This is a genomic window from Streptomyces cadmiisoli (assembly GCF_003261055.1).
GTDB classification, from domain to species: Bacteria; Actinomycetota; Actinomycetes; order Streptomycetales; family Streptomycetaceae; genus Streptomyces; species Streptomyces cadmiisoli.
Genome location: NZ_CP030073.1, coordinates 4159823 through 4174810, shown reverse-complemented (window position 1 = coordinate 4174810; position 14988 = coordinate 4159823). Strand labels below are relative to the sequence as shown.

Annotated in this window: 9 protein-coding genes and 3 rRNA genes; 11 read left to right on the top strand and 1 reads right to left on the bottom strand. The window is 65.6% G+C overall.

The window, feature by feature from the left end; genetic code table 11:
* Nucleotides 1-748 precede the first annotated feature (748 nt).
* The 11 genes from DN051_RS17875 (at nucleotide 749) to DN051_RS17825 (ending at nucleotide 13488) form a co-directional block, all read left to right on the top strand.
* Nucleotides 749-2271 (top strand): 16S ribosomal RNA (locus tag DN051_RS17875).
* Between the two features lie 305 nt (nucleotides 2272-2576).
* Nucleotides 2577-5697 (top strand): 23S ribosomal RNA (locus tag DN051_RS17870).
* Between the two features lie 85 nt (nucleotides 5698-5782).
* Nucleotides 5783-5899, top strand: a 5S ribosomal RNA gene (rrf, locus tag DN051_RS17865).
* Together the 16S, 23S and 5S rRNA genes form the textbook arrangement of a ribosomal RNA operon.
* Nucleotides 5900-5960: 61 nt before the next feature.
* Nucleotides 5961-6605, top strand: a complete 645-nt coding sequence (locus tag DN051_RS17860; RefSeq protein WP_053758182.1) for an HAD family hydrolase — start codon at nucleotides 5961-5963, stop codon at nucleotides 6603-6605.
* Between the two features lie 94 nt (nucleotides 6606-6699).
* Nucleotides 6700-7920, top strand: coding sequence for an MFS transporter (locus tag DN051_RS17855; protein ID WP_053758181.1), 1221 nt, complete (start codon nucleotides 6700-6702; stop codon nucleotides 7918-7920).
* Entirely contained in the window at nucleotides 7871-9043 is a 1173-nt protein-coding gene (locus DN051_RS17850; protein ID WP_112442326.1) for an acetoin utilization protein AcuC, read from the top strand. Before DN051_RS17855 ends, DN051_RS17850 begins: the two co-directional genes overlap by 50 nt.
* Before the next feature lie 530 nt (nucleotides 9044-9573).
* Nucleotides 9574-10389: a phosphatase gene (locus DN051_RS17845; protein WP_053764178.1), complete on the top strand. Its 816-nt coding sequence runs from the start codon at nucleotides 9574-9576 to the stop codon at nucleotides 10387-10389.
* A 129-nt stretch (nucleotides 10390-10518) separates the two neighbouring features.
* Nucleotides 10519-10731: a helix-turn-helix domain-containing protein gene (locus tag DN051_RS17840; protein WP_004984898.1), complete on the top strand. Its 213-nt coding sequence runs from the start codon at nucleotides 10519-10521 to the stop codon at nucleotides 10729-10731.
* A gap of 155 nt (nucleotides 10732-10886) precedes the next feature.
* Complete coding sequence (locus DN051_RS17835) at nucleotides 10887-10985, top strand: 30S ribosomal protein bS22 (protein ID WP_003948845.1); 99 nt, start codon at nucleotides 10887-10889, stop codon at nucleotides 10983-10985.
* 251 nt (nucleotides 10986-11236) lie between these two features.
* Nucleotides 11237-12298 carry an NAD-dependent epimerase/dehydratase family protein gene (locus DN051_RS17830; protein ID WP_112439061.1) on the top strand — a complete coding sequence of 354 codons (1062 nt, stop codon included), beginning with the start codon at nucleotides 11237-11239 and terminating at the stop codon, nucleotides 12296-12298.
* A 14-nt stretch (nucleotides 12299-12312) separates the two neighbouring features.
* Nucleotides 12313-13488 carry a lysophospholipid acyltransferase family protein gene (locus DN051_RS17825; protein WP_112439060.1) on the top strand — a complete coding sequence of 392 codons (1176 nt, stop codon included), beginning with the start codon at nucleotides 12313-12315 and terminating at the stop codon, nucleotides 13486-13488.
* 73 nt (nucleotides 13489-13561) lie between these two features.
* Here DN051_RS17825 and DN051_RS17820 read toward each other — a convergent pair whose 3' ends face one another.
* Nucleotides 13562-14791 (bottom strand): DUF5667 domain-containing protein, encoded by a 1230-nt coding sequence (locus tag DN051_RS17820; RefSeq protein ID WP_053764164.1) that lies wholly within the window; start codon nucleotides 14789-14791, stop codon nucleotides 13562-13564.
* Between the last annotated feature and the right edge of the window lie 197 nt (nucleotides 14792-14988).

Here is a 14988-nt window from a genome sequence, read left to right as displayed (position 1 = left end):
GGCGGCGGCCGTTGAGTGCATACGTGAGTACGGCCGCCGTCAGGCGGCCCACCACAGATGGGTACACGTACGCGTCGTCATGTCCTCCAGCCTACGCCGCCGGAGTGCCCCGCGAACCGAAGTTGACACGCCCCTGGGTGCTGCGTACTGTTCTCCGAGTTGTCCGACGTGAGCGCCGACTCCGGTCGGTCCCCGGACAGCCATTCCGCAAGTAACAGCCACTACTCGGCGAACAGTCGATCAGTCTGTCGTCGCTTCATTGGCGTGCTTATTTGCGAAATGAGGAATCCGCGTTCGAAAGGACGCAGCCCCCGATTAGCTCGGGAGTCAGGAATCCGCTAAAGTCTCACCCGTCGGAACGGCCCAACGGCCGGGAAGGCAAACCCCGCTGACTGGGGGTCAGGTCGAGAAAAGATCTGATAGAGTCGGAACCGCCGGAAAGGAAAGCGCGAAAGCGAAGACCTGGAAAGCACCGAGGAAATCGGATCGAGAAAAGATCTGATAGAGTCGGAAACACCGAAGGGAAGCGCCCGGAGGAAAGCCCGAGAGGGTGAGTACGAAGGAAGCGTCCGTTCCTTGAGAACTCAACAGCGTGCCAAAAGTCAACGCCAGATATGTTGATACCCCGTCTCCAGCATTTGCTGGGGCGAGGTTCCTTTGAAATAACACAGCGAGGACGCTGTGAACGGTCGGATTATTCCTCCGATCGTTCCGCTCTCGTGGTGTTCGCCCCGATCACGGGGAAGCATTCACGGAGAGTTTGATCCTGGCTCAGGACGAACGCTGGCGGCGTGCTTAACACATGCAAGTCGAACGATGAAGCCCTTCGGGGTGGATTAGTGGCGAACGGGTGAGTAACACGTGGGCAATCTGCCCTGCACTCTGGGACAAGCCCTGGAAACGGGGTCTAATACCGGATATGAGCCTCTTCCGCATGGTTGAGGTTGTAAAGCTCCGGCGGTGCAGGATGAGCCCGCGGCCTATCAGCTTGTTGGTGAGGTAACGGCTCACCAAGGCGACGACGGGTAGCCGGCCTGAGAGGGCGACCGGCCACACTGGGACTGAGACACGGCCCAGACTCCTACGGGAGGCAGCAGTGGGGAATATTGCACAATGGGCGAAAGCCTGATGCAGCGACGCCGCGTGAGGGATGACGGCCTTCGGGTTGTAAACCTCTTTCAGCAGGGAAGAAGCGAAAGTGACGGTACCTGCAGAAGAAGCGCCGGCTAACTACGTGCCAGCAGCCGCGGTAATACGTAGGGCGCAAGCGTTGTCCGGAATTATTGGGCGTAAAGAGCTCGTAGGCGGCTTGTCACGTCGGTTGTGAAAGCCCGGGGCTTAACCCCGGGTCTGCAGTCGATACGGGCAGGCTAGAGTTCGGTAGGGGAGATCGGAATTCCTGGTGTAGCGGTGAAATGCGCAGATATCAGGAGGAACACCGGTGGCGAAGGCGGATCTCTGGGCCGATACTGACGCTGAGGAGCGAAAGCGTGGGGAGCGAACAGGATTAGATACCCTGGTAGTCCACGCCGTAAACGGTGGGCACTAGGTGTGGGCAACATTCCACGTTGTCCGTGCCGCAGCTAACGCATTAAGTGCCCCGCCTGGGGAGTACGGCCGCAAGGCTAAAACTCAAAGGAATTGACGGGGGCCCGCACAAGCGGCGGAGCATGTGGCTTAATTCGACGCAACGCGAAGAACCTTACCAAGGCTTGACATACACCGGAAACGTCTGGAGACAGGCGCCCCCTTGTGGTCGGTGTACAGGTGGTGCATGGCTGTCGTCAGCTCGTGTCGTGAGATGTTGGGTTAAGTCCCGCAACGAGCGCAACCCTTGTCCCGTGTTGCCAGCAGGCCCTTGTGGTGCTGGGGACTCACGGGAGACCGCCGGGGTCAACTCGGAGGAAGGTGGGGACGACGTCAAGTCATCATGCCCCTTATGTCTTGGGCTGCACACGTGCTACAATGGCCGGTACAATGAGCTGCGATACCGTGAGGTGGAGCGAATCTCAAAAAGCCGGTCTCAGTTCGGATTGGGGTCTGCAACTCGACCCCATGAAGTCGGAGTCGCTAGTAATCGCAGATCAGCATTGCTGCGGTGAATACGTTCCCGGGCCTTGTACACACCGCCCGTCACGTCACGAAAGTCGGTAACACCCGAAGCCGGTGGCCCAACCCTTGTGGAGGGAGCTGTCGAAGGTGGGACTGGCGATTGGGACGAAGTCGTAACAAGGTAGCCGTACCGGAAGGTGCGGCTGGATCACCTCCTTTCTAAGGAGCACTTCTTAATCAGCTTCGGCTGGTTCAGAGGCCAGGATGCGAGCGAACGTCTCGCACTGGTTGCTCATGGGTGGAACGTTGACTATTCGGCCAGGTCTTGGGTCGGGGGCTGCTAGTACTGCTCGTCAGAGCGTGGAACGCATGATCTTCGGACGGGAGCTGGCCGGGCACGCTGTTGGGTGTCTGAGGGAATGAACTTCCCCTCAGCTGCCGGCCCCGGTAAAAGTCCGCTTCGGTGGGCTGTGACGGGTGGTTGGTCGTTGTTTGAGAACTGCACAGTGGACGCGAGCATCTGTGGCCAAGTTTTTAAGGGCGCACGGTGGATGCCTTGGCACCAGGAACCGATGAAGGACGTGGGAGGCCACGATAGTCCCCGGGGAGTCGTCAACCAGGCTTTGATCCGGGGGTTTCCGAATGGGGAAACCCGGCAGTCGTCATGGGCTGTCACCCGCTGCTGAACACATAGGCAGTGTGGAGGGAACGAGGGGAAGTGAAACATCTCAGTACCCTCAGGAAGAGAAAACAACCGTGATTCCGGGAGTAGTGGCGAGCGAAACTGGATGAGGCCAAACCGTGTACGTGTGAGACCCGGCAGGGGTTGCGTATACGGGGTTGTGGGATCTCTCTTTTGCGGTCTGCCGGCCGTGAGACGAGTCAGAAACCGTTGATGTAGACGAAGGACATGCGAAAGGTCCGGCGTAGAGGGTAAGACCCCCGTAGTCGAAATGTCAGCGGCTTGTTTGAGAGACACCCAAGTAGCACGGGGCCCGAGAAATCCCGTGTGAATCTGGCGGGACCACCCGCTAAGCCTAAATATTCCCTGGTGACCGATAGCGGATAGTACCGTGAGGGAATGGTGAAAAGTACCCCGGGAGGGGAGTGAAATAGTACCTGAAACCGTGTGCCTACAAGCCGTGGGAGCGTCGGAATGTGCTTGCACATTCTCGTGACTGCGTGCCTTTTGAAGAATGAGCCTGCGAGTTTGCGGTGTGTTGCGAGGTTAACCCGGGTGGGGTAGCCGTAGCGAAAGCGAGTCCGAACAGGGCGTTTTTAGTAGCACGCTCAAGACCCGAAGCGGAGTGATCTAGCCATGGGCAGGTTGAAGCGGAGGTAAGACTTCGTGGAGGACCGAACCCACCAGGGTTGAAAACCTGGGGGATGACCTGTGGTTAGGGGTGAAAGGCCAATCAAACTCCGTGATAGCTGGTTCTCCCCGAAATGCATTTAGGTGCAGCGTCGTGTGTTTCTTGCCGGAGGTAGAGCACTGGATAGGCGATGGGCCCTACCGGGTTACTGACCTTAGCCAAACTCCGAATGCCGGTAAGTGAGAGCGCGGCAGTGAGACTGTGGGGGATAAGCTCCATGGTCGAGAGGGAAACAGCCCAGAGCATCGACTAAGGCCCCTAAGCGTACGCTAAGTGGGAAAGGATGTGGAGTCGCACAGACAACCAGGAGGTTGGCTTAGAAGCAGCCACCCTTGAAAGAGTGCGTAATAGCTCACTGGTCTAGTGATTCCGCGCCGACAATGTAGCGGGGCTCAAGCGTACCGCCGAAGTCGTGTCATTGCAGCATGTAGGGCCAACGCCCGCTGTGATGGGTAGGGGAGCGTCGTCTGCCGGGTGAAGCAGCACCGGAAGGTAGTTGTGGACGGTTGACGAGTGAGAATGCAGGCATGAGTAGCGATACAAACGTGAGAAACGTTTGCGCCGATTGACTAAGGGTTCCTGGGTCAAGCTGATCTGCCCAGGGTAAGTCGGGACCTAAGGCGAGGCCGACAGGCGTAGTCGATGGATAACCGGTTGATATTCCGGTACCCGCTGTGAAGCGTCAAACATCGAGCATCGTGATGCTAAGGCCGTGAAGCCGCCCTGATCTCTTCGGAGTTGAGGGGAGTGGTGGAGCCGCCGGACCAAGCGGTTAGTAGGTGAGTGATGGGGTGACGCAGGAAGGTAGTCCATCCCGGGCGGTGGTTGTCCCGGGGTAAGGGTGTAGGCCGTGCGATAGGTAAATCCGTCGCACTTGAGGCTGAGACCTGATGCCGAGCCGATTGTGGTGAAGTGGATGATCCTATGCTGTCGAGAAAAGCCTCTAGCGAGTTTCATGGCGGCCCGTACCCTAAACCGACTCAGGTGGTCAGGTAGAGAATACCGAGGCGTTCGGGTGAACTATGGTTAAGGAACTCGGCAAAATGCCCCCGTAACTTCGGGAGAAGGGGGGCCACGCCTGGTGAGAGCATTTACTGTTCGAGCTGGGGGTGGCCGCAGAGACCAGCGAGAAGCGACTGTTTACTAAAAACACAGGTCCGTGCGAAGCCGTAAGGCGATGTATACGGACTGACGCCTGCCCGGTGCTGGAACGTTAAGGGGACCGGTTAGCTCCATTTCGGTGGGGCGAAGCTGAGAACTTAAGCGCCAGTAAACGGCGGTGGTAACTATAACCATCCTAAGGTAGCGAAATTCCTTGTCGGGTAAGTTCCGACCTGCACGAATGGCGTAACGACTTCTCGACTGTCTCAACCATAGGCCCGGTGAAATTGCACTACGAGTAAAGATGCTCGTTTCGCGCAGCAGGACGGAAAGACCCCGGGACCTTTACTACAGTTTGATATTGGTGTTCGGTTCGGCTTGTGTAGGATAGCTGGGAGACTTTGAAGCTTGGACGCCAGTTCAGGTGGAGTCGTCGTTGAAATACCAGTCTGGTCGTGCTGGATGTCTAACCTGGGTCCGTGATCCGGATCAGGGACAGTGTCTGATGGGTAGTTTAACTGGGGCGGTTGCCTCCTAAAGAGTAACGGAGGCGCCCAAAGGTTCCCTCAGCCTGGTTGGTAATCAGGTGTTGAGTGTAAGTGCACAAGGGAGCTTGACTGTGAGACCGACGGGTCGAGCAGGGACGAAAGTCGGGACTAGTGATCCGGCGGTGGCTTGTGGAAGCGCCGTCGCTCAACGGATAAAAGGTACCCCGGGGATAACAGGCTGATCTTCCCCAAGAGTCCATATCGACGGGATGGTTTGGCACCTCGATGTCGGCTCGTCGCATCCTGGGGCTGGAGTCGGTCCCAAGGGTTGGGCTGTTCGCCCATTAAAGCGGTACGCGAGCTGGGTTTAGAACGTCGTGAGACAGTTCGGTCCCTATCCGCTGTGCGCGTAGGAGTCTTGAGAAGGGCTGTCCCTAGTACGAGAGGACCGGGACGGACGAACCTCTGGTGTGCCAGTTGTTCTGCCAAGGGCATGGCTGGTTGGCTACGTTCGGGAGGGATAACCGCTGAAAGCATCTAAGCGGGAAGCCTGCTTCGAGATGAGGGCTCCCACCCACTTGATGGGGTAAGGCTCCCAGTAGACGACTGGGTTGATAGGCCGGATATGGAAGCACGGTAACGTGTGGAGTTGACCGGTACTAATAGGCCGAGGGCTTGTCCTCAGTTGCTCGCGTCCACTGTGTTGGTTCTGAAACCACGAACAGCCCCGTATGGCCACATGCGGTCCGGTTGTCAGTTTCATAGTGTTTCGGTGGTTATAGCGTGAGGGAAACGCCCGGTTACATACCGAACCCGGAAGCTAAGCCTCACAGCGCCGATGGTACTGCAGGGGGGACCCTGTGGGAGAGTAGGACGCCGCCGAACAATTTTTGTGAAAGCCCCCGTGCCATTCGGCACGGGGGCTTTCTGCGTTTAGGGTCGATGTATGCGATACGACTTGGTCATCTTTGACAACGACGGGGTACTCGTCGACAGCGAGCCCATTTCCAATCGGCTCCTGGCCGCTTATCTCACCGAGTTGGGGCATCCGACGTCGTACGAGGAGTCCCTGCGGGACTACATGGGCTCCGCCATGCACCGCGTGCACGATCTGGTGGAGGAGCGGACCGGGCAGCGGCTGCCGGCGGACTTCGACGATGTCTTCCACGCGCGAGTGTTCGCCGCCTTCGAACGGGAGTTGAAGGCTGTGGCCGGAGCCGAGGAGGTGTTGGCGAAGCTGGCGGCGGAGGGGGTGCCGTACTGTGTCGCGTCGTCCGGGAGCCATGCCCGGATTCGGGTGGGGCATCGGACGACCGGGCTGGACCGGTGGTTCGACGAGGGGCGGATCTTCAGCTCGGAAGATGTGGGGCGGGGCAAGCCGGCGCCCGATCTGTTTCTGCACGCGGCCGAGCGGATGGGTGTCGCGGCGGAGCGGTGTGTCGTCGTGGAGGACAGTCCGTTGGGCGTGCGGGCTGCCGTCGCGGCGGGGATGGATGTGTACGGGTTCACGGCCATGACACCGGCGGCGCGGCTCGAAGGGGCGACCGGGCTGTTCGCCGGCATGGGGGAGTTGCTCGATCTGCTGGTGTGAGGCGGACCCCGGGGTGCCTGACACGGCAACCTGAGGGAAATTCATCTTTGGCTGGATATACCCAGCCGCGCAGCGGGGCCCTACGCTCGCCGCCATGACTGGTGTGCTGCGGCGCGGTCGGGCCTCGTTGGCGTTCGGGTTCTTCGCTCAAGGCGTGGCGTTCGCCCTGTTGGTGACGCGGATTCCGGCCATCCAGGATCGGTACGGGGTGTCCGACGCGCTGCTGCCGGCCTTTCTCGCCGCGGTGCCCGTACTGGCCGGTGTGGGGAGTGTGGTCACCGAGCGGCTGGTGAAGCGGATACCTCCCAGCCGAATACTGCGGTGGTCGCAGCCGGTCGTGCTCCTGGCGCTGCTCGGGGTGGCCGCCGGTGACCGGATGGTCGAGCTGGCGGTCGCCCTCGCGGCGTTCGGCCTCGCGGTGGGGGCGCTCGACGCGTCGATGAACATGCTGGGCGTCAGTCTCCAGCGGGCGTACGGGCGCAGCATCATGCTCGGGTTCCATGCGGCGTACAGCCTGGGTGGGATCCTGGGGGCTTCGCTGGCATGGGCCGGGGCGCACTGGGACCTGGCCCTGGTGGTGTCGTATCTGCCGGTCGTCGGGGTGTTGCTGCCGGCGGCGCTGGTGGCGAGCCGGTGGTACGTCGACGCGGATGGTGCCGGGTCCGCTGAGGAAGCGGGGGGTGCGGGCAAGGCGGAGGGCATCGTCTTCAAGGCCTTGTTGCCGCTGTGCCTCGTGATGACCTTCGCGTACATCGGGGACGCGACGGTCTCCAACTGGAGCGCGAAGTACCTCCAGGACGTGCTCGGGAGCTCGGAGCAGCTCGCGACGGTGCCGTACAACGTCTACATGGTCACCACGTTGATCGGGCGGGCCGTGGGGGACTTCGGGGTGCGGCGGTTCGGGGCCGTGGCGGTGGTGCGGGGTGGGGCGATCGTGGCGGCGGTCGGATTCGCCGTGGTGGCCGGGGCGGCCGGGGCGTGGGTGGGGATGGCGGGCTTCACGCTGCTGGGGCTGGGGCTGTGCGTGATCGTGCCGCAGACGTTCGCGGCGGCCGGGCGGCTGTTCCCCGGAGCCTCGGATGCGGCGGTCGCGCGGCTCAACATCTTCAACTACGTGGGCTTCTTGATCGGTTCACCGTTGGTGGGGGCGCTGGGGGACGCGTGGAGTTATCGCGGGGCGATGCTTGTGCCGATGGTGTTGGTGCTGGTGACACTCGTGTACGCCCGATCGTTCGCCGCTCAACCGGACCGATACGGTGGCGGGCATGAGCGGTCGCGCACAGCTGATGTGGGACGAGGCAGTAACGAACTATGACTTCGGGCCGGACCATCCCATGGATCCGGTCCGGCTGGCACTGACCCGGAGACTGGTCGACGCGTTCGGACTCGACCGTGAGATGGACGTGGTCGCGGCCAAGGCCGCGGGTGAGTCGACCCTGCGGCTCGTCCACCGTCCGGACTACATCGAGGCCGTGAAGGCCGCGTCGGCGGATCCGCGGGCGGCGGACCAGTCGTACGGGCTGGGGACGTTGGACGATCCCGCGTTCGCCGGGATGCACGAGGCGTCCGCGCTGATCGCGGGGCAGTCGGTGGGGGCGGCGGAGGCCGTGTGGCGCGGGGACGCGCTGCACGCGGTGAACTTCGCGGGCGGGCTGCACCATGCGATGCCCGCCGGGGCCTCGGGGTTCTGCATCTACAACGACGCGTCGCTGGCGATCGCGCGGCTGCTGGAGTTGGGGGCGGAGCGGGTCGCGTACGTGGACGTCGACGTGCATCACGGGGACGGTGTGCAGGCTGCGTTCTGGGAGGACCCGCGGGTGCTGACCATCTCGTTGCACGAGCATCCGCGGACGTTGTTCCCGCAGAGCGGGTGGCCGGAGGAGACCGGGGCGGACAGCGCGGAGGGGAGCGCCGCGAACATCGCGCTGCCGGCGGGCACCGGGGACGCGGGGTGGCTGCGGGCGTTCCACTCCGTGGTGCCGGAGCTGCTCGCCGAGTTCCGGCCGCAGGTGCTGGTGACCCAGCACGGGGCCGATACGCACTTCGAGGATCCGCTGGCTCATCTGGCGGTGTCGCTGGACGCGCAGCGGGCGGTGCAGGTGGCCTGCCATGAGCTGGCGCACGAGTACGCCGATGGGCGGTGGGTGGCGCTCGGCGGGGGTGGATACGCGGTGGTGGAGGTCGTACCGCGGTCCTGGACCCATCTGGTGGGGATCGCGGCGGGGCGGCCCATTGAGCCGGAGGCGATGATTCCGGAGGGGTGGCGGCAGGAGGTGTTCGCTCGGACGCGGGAGTTGGCGCCGATGCGGATGACGGACGGGCGGTGGCCGGTGGAGTGGCGGGGGTGGGAGGCGGGGTACGACCCCGCGGACCGGTTGGATCAGGCGGTGGTGGCTGTGCGACGGGCGGTGTTTCCGTTGCGGGGGTTGTTGGCGTGACGGGGGGTTCCTTTCCTCCGGGGGCTGTGTGGGGTGCGGGGATGGTGTGAGGCGCGGCGGGGGTGAGGCGCGGCGCGGTTGAGGCTGGGCGGGGTCGAGGCTGGGCCGGGCTGACGTGGTGGTCGGCGTCGGGGCTGGGCGGGGGTGGGGTGGGTGGTCCCGCGTCGCGGGGTGCCGCCCGCGCCCACCCGTGCCGCCCCGGGCGGTACGCATGCCAGCGGACTGGCGGAGCGGGCCGCCGGTGGACTGCCGGGGTGGGATCCCGCGGGTTGGCGGAGCGGGGTGCCCGCGGTCTGAAGTGGTGGGATACCCGCGGGTTGGCGGAGCCGACTGCCGGCAGGTTGGCGGAGTGGGCCGCCCGCGGACTGGCGGGCTGAGATACCCGCGGGCTGGCGGGGTGGGACAGCCGCGGGCTGGCTGGGCACGTGGTGGGTGGGTATGCCCGGGGATTGTGCGTCCATTACGCCAACTGTGCGGTGTTTTCCAGGTTTTCGTGGTGGTGGGTGGGGTGGATCCGGCACCATCCCTCCATGCTGACCAGCGGAGCCCTCCGCGCGCACCTCCTGGGTGCTCGGCTTGCCGGGGTCGTGGCGACCTCACGGGAGACGAGCCTTCGGAGCTATCGGTTGTTCGCCGCGCGGGACCCCCGCGTGCTGATCGGGATCGATCCCGAGTGGTCGTGGGGCCAGCGGGACGTGATCGGGTTGATGGCGGACAGGTGCGGGGTTTCGGCCGATCCTCGACATGTCTCCGGGCACGATGTGATCGATCCGGCGCGGACCCTGGTCGCGCTCGACGCGTTCGCGGAGCGGCTCGCCGCGGCGGCGCGACGTGCGGCACCGGTGCTGATCGGCACCGGCCATCCGCACCGACTGCTCGATTTCTACGCCGCGTTGGCCGACGCCCTGTCGGCGGCGGGATGTGCCGTACTCACCCCGGCGAAGGGTCGCTGTGTCGACATAACGACCCGGTTCGGCCTACGCACCCACATCCTTGATTACGTACGGGGAGTCGCGCTGGTGCGGGAACCGGGCGCTTCCGGCTCCGGTTGTGCGACCGGCGCACACACGCATTCCCCGCTCCCGGTTCGTACCGCTCTGGCCGCGGTGGCCGAGGCCGGCGGGCCGCTGCCGGAGCTGGTGATCGGGGACCACGGGTGGGTCTGCGGAGCAGGTCAGCTGGGGTTCGAGGCCATCGGGCTGGCAGATACGGACGACCCCGCCCTCTTCGTCGGTGAGGCGGAGGGGCGCGTGTCCGTCGTCGTTCCACTTGATGACGCTGTGCGGTCTGATTACTACAGGCCGCTTACCCGCTACGTACTCAATCGAGCGTGTCTGTCACAGTAGGCCGCCGATGGGTGCACCTCTTCCCCACTCGCATCACCCGCCCCTAGTCTGGGGAGTGAGCACGCAACGACGAAGAGTCACCGGAAGGGGAAGCCGGTGGCCGTCGAGTGCGGAAGGTTCAGGTGTGTCATGGCTGCAGCTGGCGAGAGGCCTCTGAACGAGGTTCAGTTCCTTACCGTGGCGGAGGTCGCCTCGGTGATGCGAGTGTCGAAGATGACCGTGTACCGGCTGGTGCACAGCGGTCATCTGCCCGCGATCCGGGTAGGGAGGTCCTTCCGAGTCCCGGAGCAAGCGGTACACGAGTACCTCCGTGAGAGCTATGTGGGGGTGGAAACGGCCTGACGGGTGTTCCGGGGAGACCGGCTCAGGGTGTTTTCGGATCTCCCCGGAAGCCTCGATTACGACCTCAGCGCTCGGGCGGGTAGGCTAGCCCCTCGTAGGTCGTGTGGGCCCATGGCGCCCAAACACCGAGTGATGAGAAGTGAGCGAGGGTAGTCGTGGGCTCTGTTATCAAGAAGCGGCGCAAGCGGATGGCCAAGAAGAAGCACCGCAAGCTGCTCAAGCGCACGCGCGTTCAGCGTCGTAACAAGAAGTAATACGGCGCACCGCAACGCCGCGAAAGCGTGGCTGTGGCCCCCCACCGGTTCCGGTGGGGGGCCACACGCATATTCCGGCGGAACGCGCAGGCCGCCCAAGGCTGCGCGCGAATGGCTCGCCCTCGTCGTACGACCGGGTTTTCTCGTCACCTGTCGCTCCGGGCGGTCATCACAGCGCAACATCGAACCGCTAAGTTGGCGAGCACACGGGGAACCCGGCAGGGACGAGGGCTGGAAGGAAGGCGCTGATCTTGGGCAAGGTCGTGCTCGTGACCGGAGTGGCCCGTCACCTGGGGGGCCGTTTCGTACGACGGATCCAGCGCGACCCGGAGGTCGACCGGGTCGTCGCCGTGGACGCGGTACCGCCCGAGCACCATCTGGGAGGCGCCGACTTCATCCGGGCCGACATCCGGCAGCCCACCATCGCGCGCGTGCTGGCCGAGACGGCCGCGGACACGGTCGTCCACATGGATGTCACCGGGACCGCGCTCGGCAGCGGCAGCCGGACCACGGTCAAGGAGACCAACGTCATCGGCACGATGCAGCTGCTGGGCGCCTGCCAGAAGTCCCCCACCGTCAAGCGGCTGGTCGTGAAGTCCAGCACCAACGTCTACGGTTCCGCGCCCCGCGACCCGGCCGTGTTCACGGAGACGACCCCGGCCAAGTCGCTGCCCAGCGGCGGGTTCGCCAAGGACACGGTGGAGGTCGAGGGGTACGTGCGCGGCTTCGCCCGCCGCCGGCCGGACGTGGCGGTGTGCGTGCTGCGGTTCGCCAACATCCTCGGGCCGGGGGCGGACTCGCCGCTCGCCTCGTACTTCTCGCTGCCCGTGCTGCCGACGGTGCTGGGCTACGACCCGCGGCTGCAGTTCGTGCACGAGGACGACGTGGTCGAGGTGCTGCGGATCGCCTCGCACGAGCCGCTGCGGGGCACCCTCAACAGCGGCACCTTCAACATCGCCGGTGACGGGGTGCTGCTGCTCTCCCAGTGCGCCCGGCGGCTCGGCCGCCCCACGATGCCGCTGCTGCTGCCCGCCGTCACCTGGGCGGGCTCCCTGGTGCGTACGCTGGGCATGACGGACTTCTCCCCGGAGCAGATCCGTCTGCTGACCCACGGCCGCGCGGTGGACACGTCCCAGATGCGCGACACACTCGGATTCCGGCCCAGGTACACCACTGCCGAAACGTTTGCGGACTTCGCGCGCAGCCGAGGACCCGGACTGCTGCCGCCGGAGTCCCTTGCGGGGGCCGTCGACCGGATCGCCGCGCTGCCCGTCGCGGGCGGCGGTCACCTCCCGACGCAGAGCGCCAACTGAGGAGCGCAGCAACGATGGCGGACGCCAAGGTCATTCCGTTCGACGACGACCGGTCCCGCGGGAGCGCGGTGCCTCGGCCGCCGCGGCGCCGGAGTGCGGGGAGCCGGCGGGGCGGTGAGGTGCGCGCGGGCGAGGTCGGTGAGGTGCAGGCCCTGCCCAAGCGGGGCCGTGGGCAGGATGATGGCTCCGTGCCCCGCAAGGAACATCAGCAACGGCCGAGGCCGCAGAAAGCCCAGGACCGGCAGGACCGGGACGACAGCCAGGACGGGGGGAACGGGCAGGACGGCGTCAGCGGTGAGGAGCAGCGCGACCGGGCCGTGCCGGACGCGCCGCGGCAGTCGTCGGGTGACGGCGGGCTGGAGCGCCGTATCGCGGGCGGGCTGTCCTTCCTGCGCCGCCGGCTGACCGGTGACTACGAGGTCGACGACTTCGGCTACGACGCCGAACTCACCGACAACGTCCTGATGTCGCTGCTGCGCCCGGTGTACGAGAAGTACTTCCGGGTCGAGGTGAAGGGCATCGAGAACATCCCCTCCGAGGGCGGGGCGCTCATCGTCGCCAACCACTCGGGCACGCTCCCGCTGGACGGCCTGATGATGCAGGTCGCCGTGCACGACCACCATCCGGCCGGCCGTCACCTGCGTCTGCTCGCCGCGGACCTGGTCTTCGTCCTCCCGGTCGTCAACGAGCTCGCCCGCAAGCTCGGCCACACCCTGGCGTGCGCGGAGGACGCCGAACGTCTCCTCGGCCAGGGCGAACTGGTCGGTGTGATGCCGGAGGGGTTCAAGGGCATCGGCAAGCCGTTCAGCGAGCGCTACAAGCTCCAGCGCTTCGGGCGGGGCGGCTTCGTCTCCACGGCCCTGAGGCAGGGCACGCCGATCATTCCGTGCTCGATCGTCGGGGCCGAGGAGATCTATCCGATGATCGGCAACTCGAAGACGCTGGCCCGGGTGCTGGGCTTCCCGTACTTCCCGCTGACGCCGACCTTCCCGTGGCTGGGCCCGCTCGGCGCGATTCCGCTGCCGACGAAGTGGACGATCCAGTTCGGTGAGCCGATCCCGACGGCCGGGTATCCGCCGGAGGCGGCCGAGGACCCGATGCTGATGTTCAACCTGACCGACCAGGTCAGGGAGCAGATCCAGCACACGCTGTACAAACTGCTGGTGCAGCGCCGCTCGGTCTTCTTCTAGCCGACGAGAGCAACGCGAACGGGGCGCCCCCGATGGAAGGGGGCGCCCCGTCGTGTGTGCTTTCCGGGCGGTGCTAGTCGGCGTCCTCGCCCTCGATGCCCAGGCCGGGCAGCAGCCCCGGGAGCAGCGGCGGCAGGGTGACGTCCGGCTGGGTGGACGGCGGATTGCTCTGCGACGGGGAAGCGCTGCCGCTGTGCTTCGGCGGGTCGAGCAGGCCGCCGGTGTTGCCGCCGAGGAGGCCGTCGTCCTCGCTGCCGGAGTCGGCCGAACGGCTCGGGCCGCTGGTGCCGGCGTGGCCGCTGTCGGCCGAGCCGCTGCCGTCGCTCGGTGTCGTGGACCGCTCGGAGCCGGTCGACCCCGGGGACCGGTCGGAGCCGGTGCCGCGCCCGTCGCCGTCCTCCCCGCCGCCGCTGAGGGCGGGCGGCTGGGGCAGCAGGGACTGGAGCGGGGCGACTTCCTGCTCTATGGCGTCGAACACCGACGACACCTGCTCGCTGACGTCGCCGAGCTGCACGGGCAGCCGGTCGCGCAGGGCGCCCCAGGCGTCGCGGTGCGAGCGGGAGAAGGCGGACAGCGCCTGGATGGGACCCAGCGATTCGGGATCGCGCTGGTACGCCGCGGTGAGCAGGCGGTGGCCCTCGGAGGCGTCGTGCCGCATACCGGACAGGGCGCGGCGGACCTCTCCGAGCGACTCGTGGTCGAGGTGGCCGCCGCGGTCGCGTTCCATCAGCCGGCGGGCTTCGTTCAGCCGGGTGGAGGCGTGGTCCAGGTACATCTGGCCGCGTTCGCCGTCGTCGTCGGCGAGGCCGAGCTTGAAGTCCTCGATGCCGCGTTTCAGGCCGTACAGCGAATCGCCGGGCAGGGCGTCACCGCTGGCGGCGGCCACGCCTCCGAGGGCGCCCGCTGCGACGCCGACGCTGAGTCCGCCCGCGGTGAGGCCCTTGGCCAGCCGCGTGCGGGGGCGGAACTTGCCCAGCGGGGTCGCCCGGTGGGCGCCCCGGCCCCGGGGGGACCGCTGCTCGGGCACCGCTCGATCGGTGCCCTCGCCGCCTTCCTGGAGCATGGCCTCGAACCGGGCCACCAGCTGTGCCCGTTGGACGGCCTTGACCTCGGGGTCCAGCGTCGGCTTGGGCAGCTCGCCGAGACCGGCCGCGAGGGCCAGCAAGACGCCCTGCTCGGTCCGTTCCGCAGCAGCCGGGGCCGATTCCGCGGTCTGCTCGGCCGCCGTGCCCCGATCGGATTGCTCCTCCAGGGCCTGGGCGAAGGCGTTCGCCCGCCGGTGCGCCGATACGTTCGCGATCACTGGCGGCACCTCCTCTCGTCATGACGGTCGACTCCCCAGGGGGTCCTGAGGGTTGCACGCCCTGGCGGCAGCCACCCGATCGAGGGATCGGAGTCGGCCAGGGAGTGACCACAGGGAGCCTGCATCCCACACAACGAGTGGCGCGGCACTTGGGTTACGGACAGCGGACGACCGGACGAGAGAGTCAACCGAGCTTC

Bases quoted from the DNA above. Each gene is read 5' to 3' on its own strand.
- DN051_RS17840 (WP_004984898.1), top strand. From the start codon at position 10,519: ATGGCTGCAGCTGGCGAGAGGCCTCTGAACGAGGTTCAGTTCCTTACC.
- DN051_RS17855 (WP_053758181.1), top strand. From the start codon at position 6,700: ATGACTGGTGTGCTGCGGCGCGGTCGGGCCTCGTTGGCGTTCGGGTTC.
- DN051_RS17845 (WP_053764178.1), top strand. From the start codon at position 9,574: ATGCTGACCAGCGGAGCCCTCCGCGCGCACCTCCTGGGTGCTCGGCTT.
- DN051_RS17825 (WP_112439060.1), top strand. From the start codon at position 12,313: ATGGCGGACGCCAAGGTCATTCCGTTCGACGACGACCGGTCCCGCGGG.
- DN051_RS17850 (WP_112442326.1), top strand. From the start codon at position 7,871: ATGAGCGGTCGCGCACAGCTGATGTGGGACGAGGCAGTAACGAACTAT.
- DN051_RS17860 (WP_053758182.1), top strand. From the start codon at position 5,961: ATGCGATACGACTTGGTCATCTTTGACAACGACGGGGTACTCGTCGAC.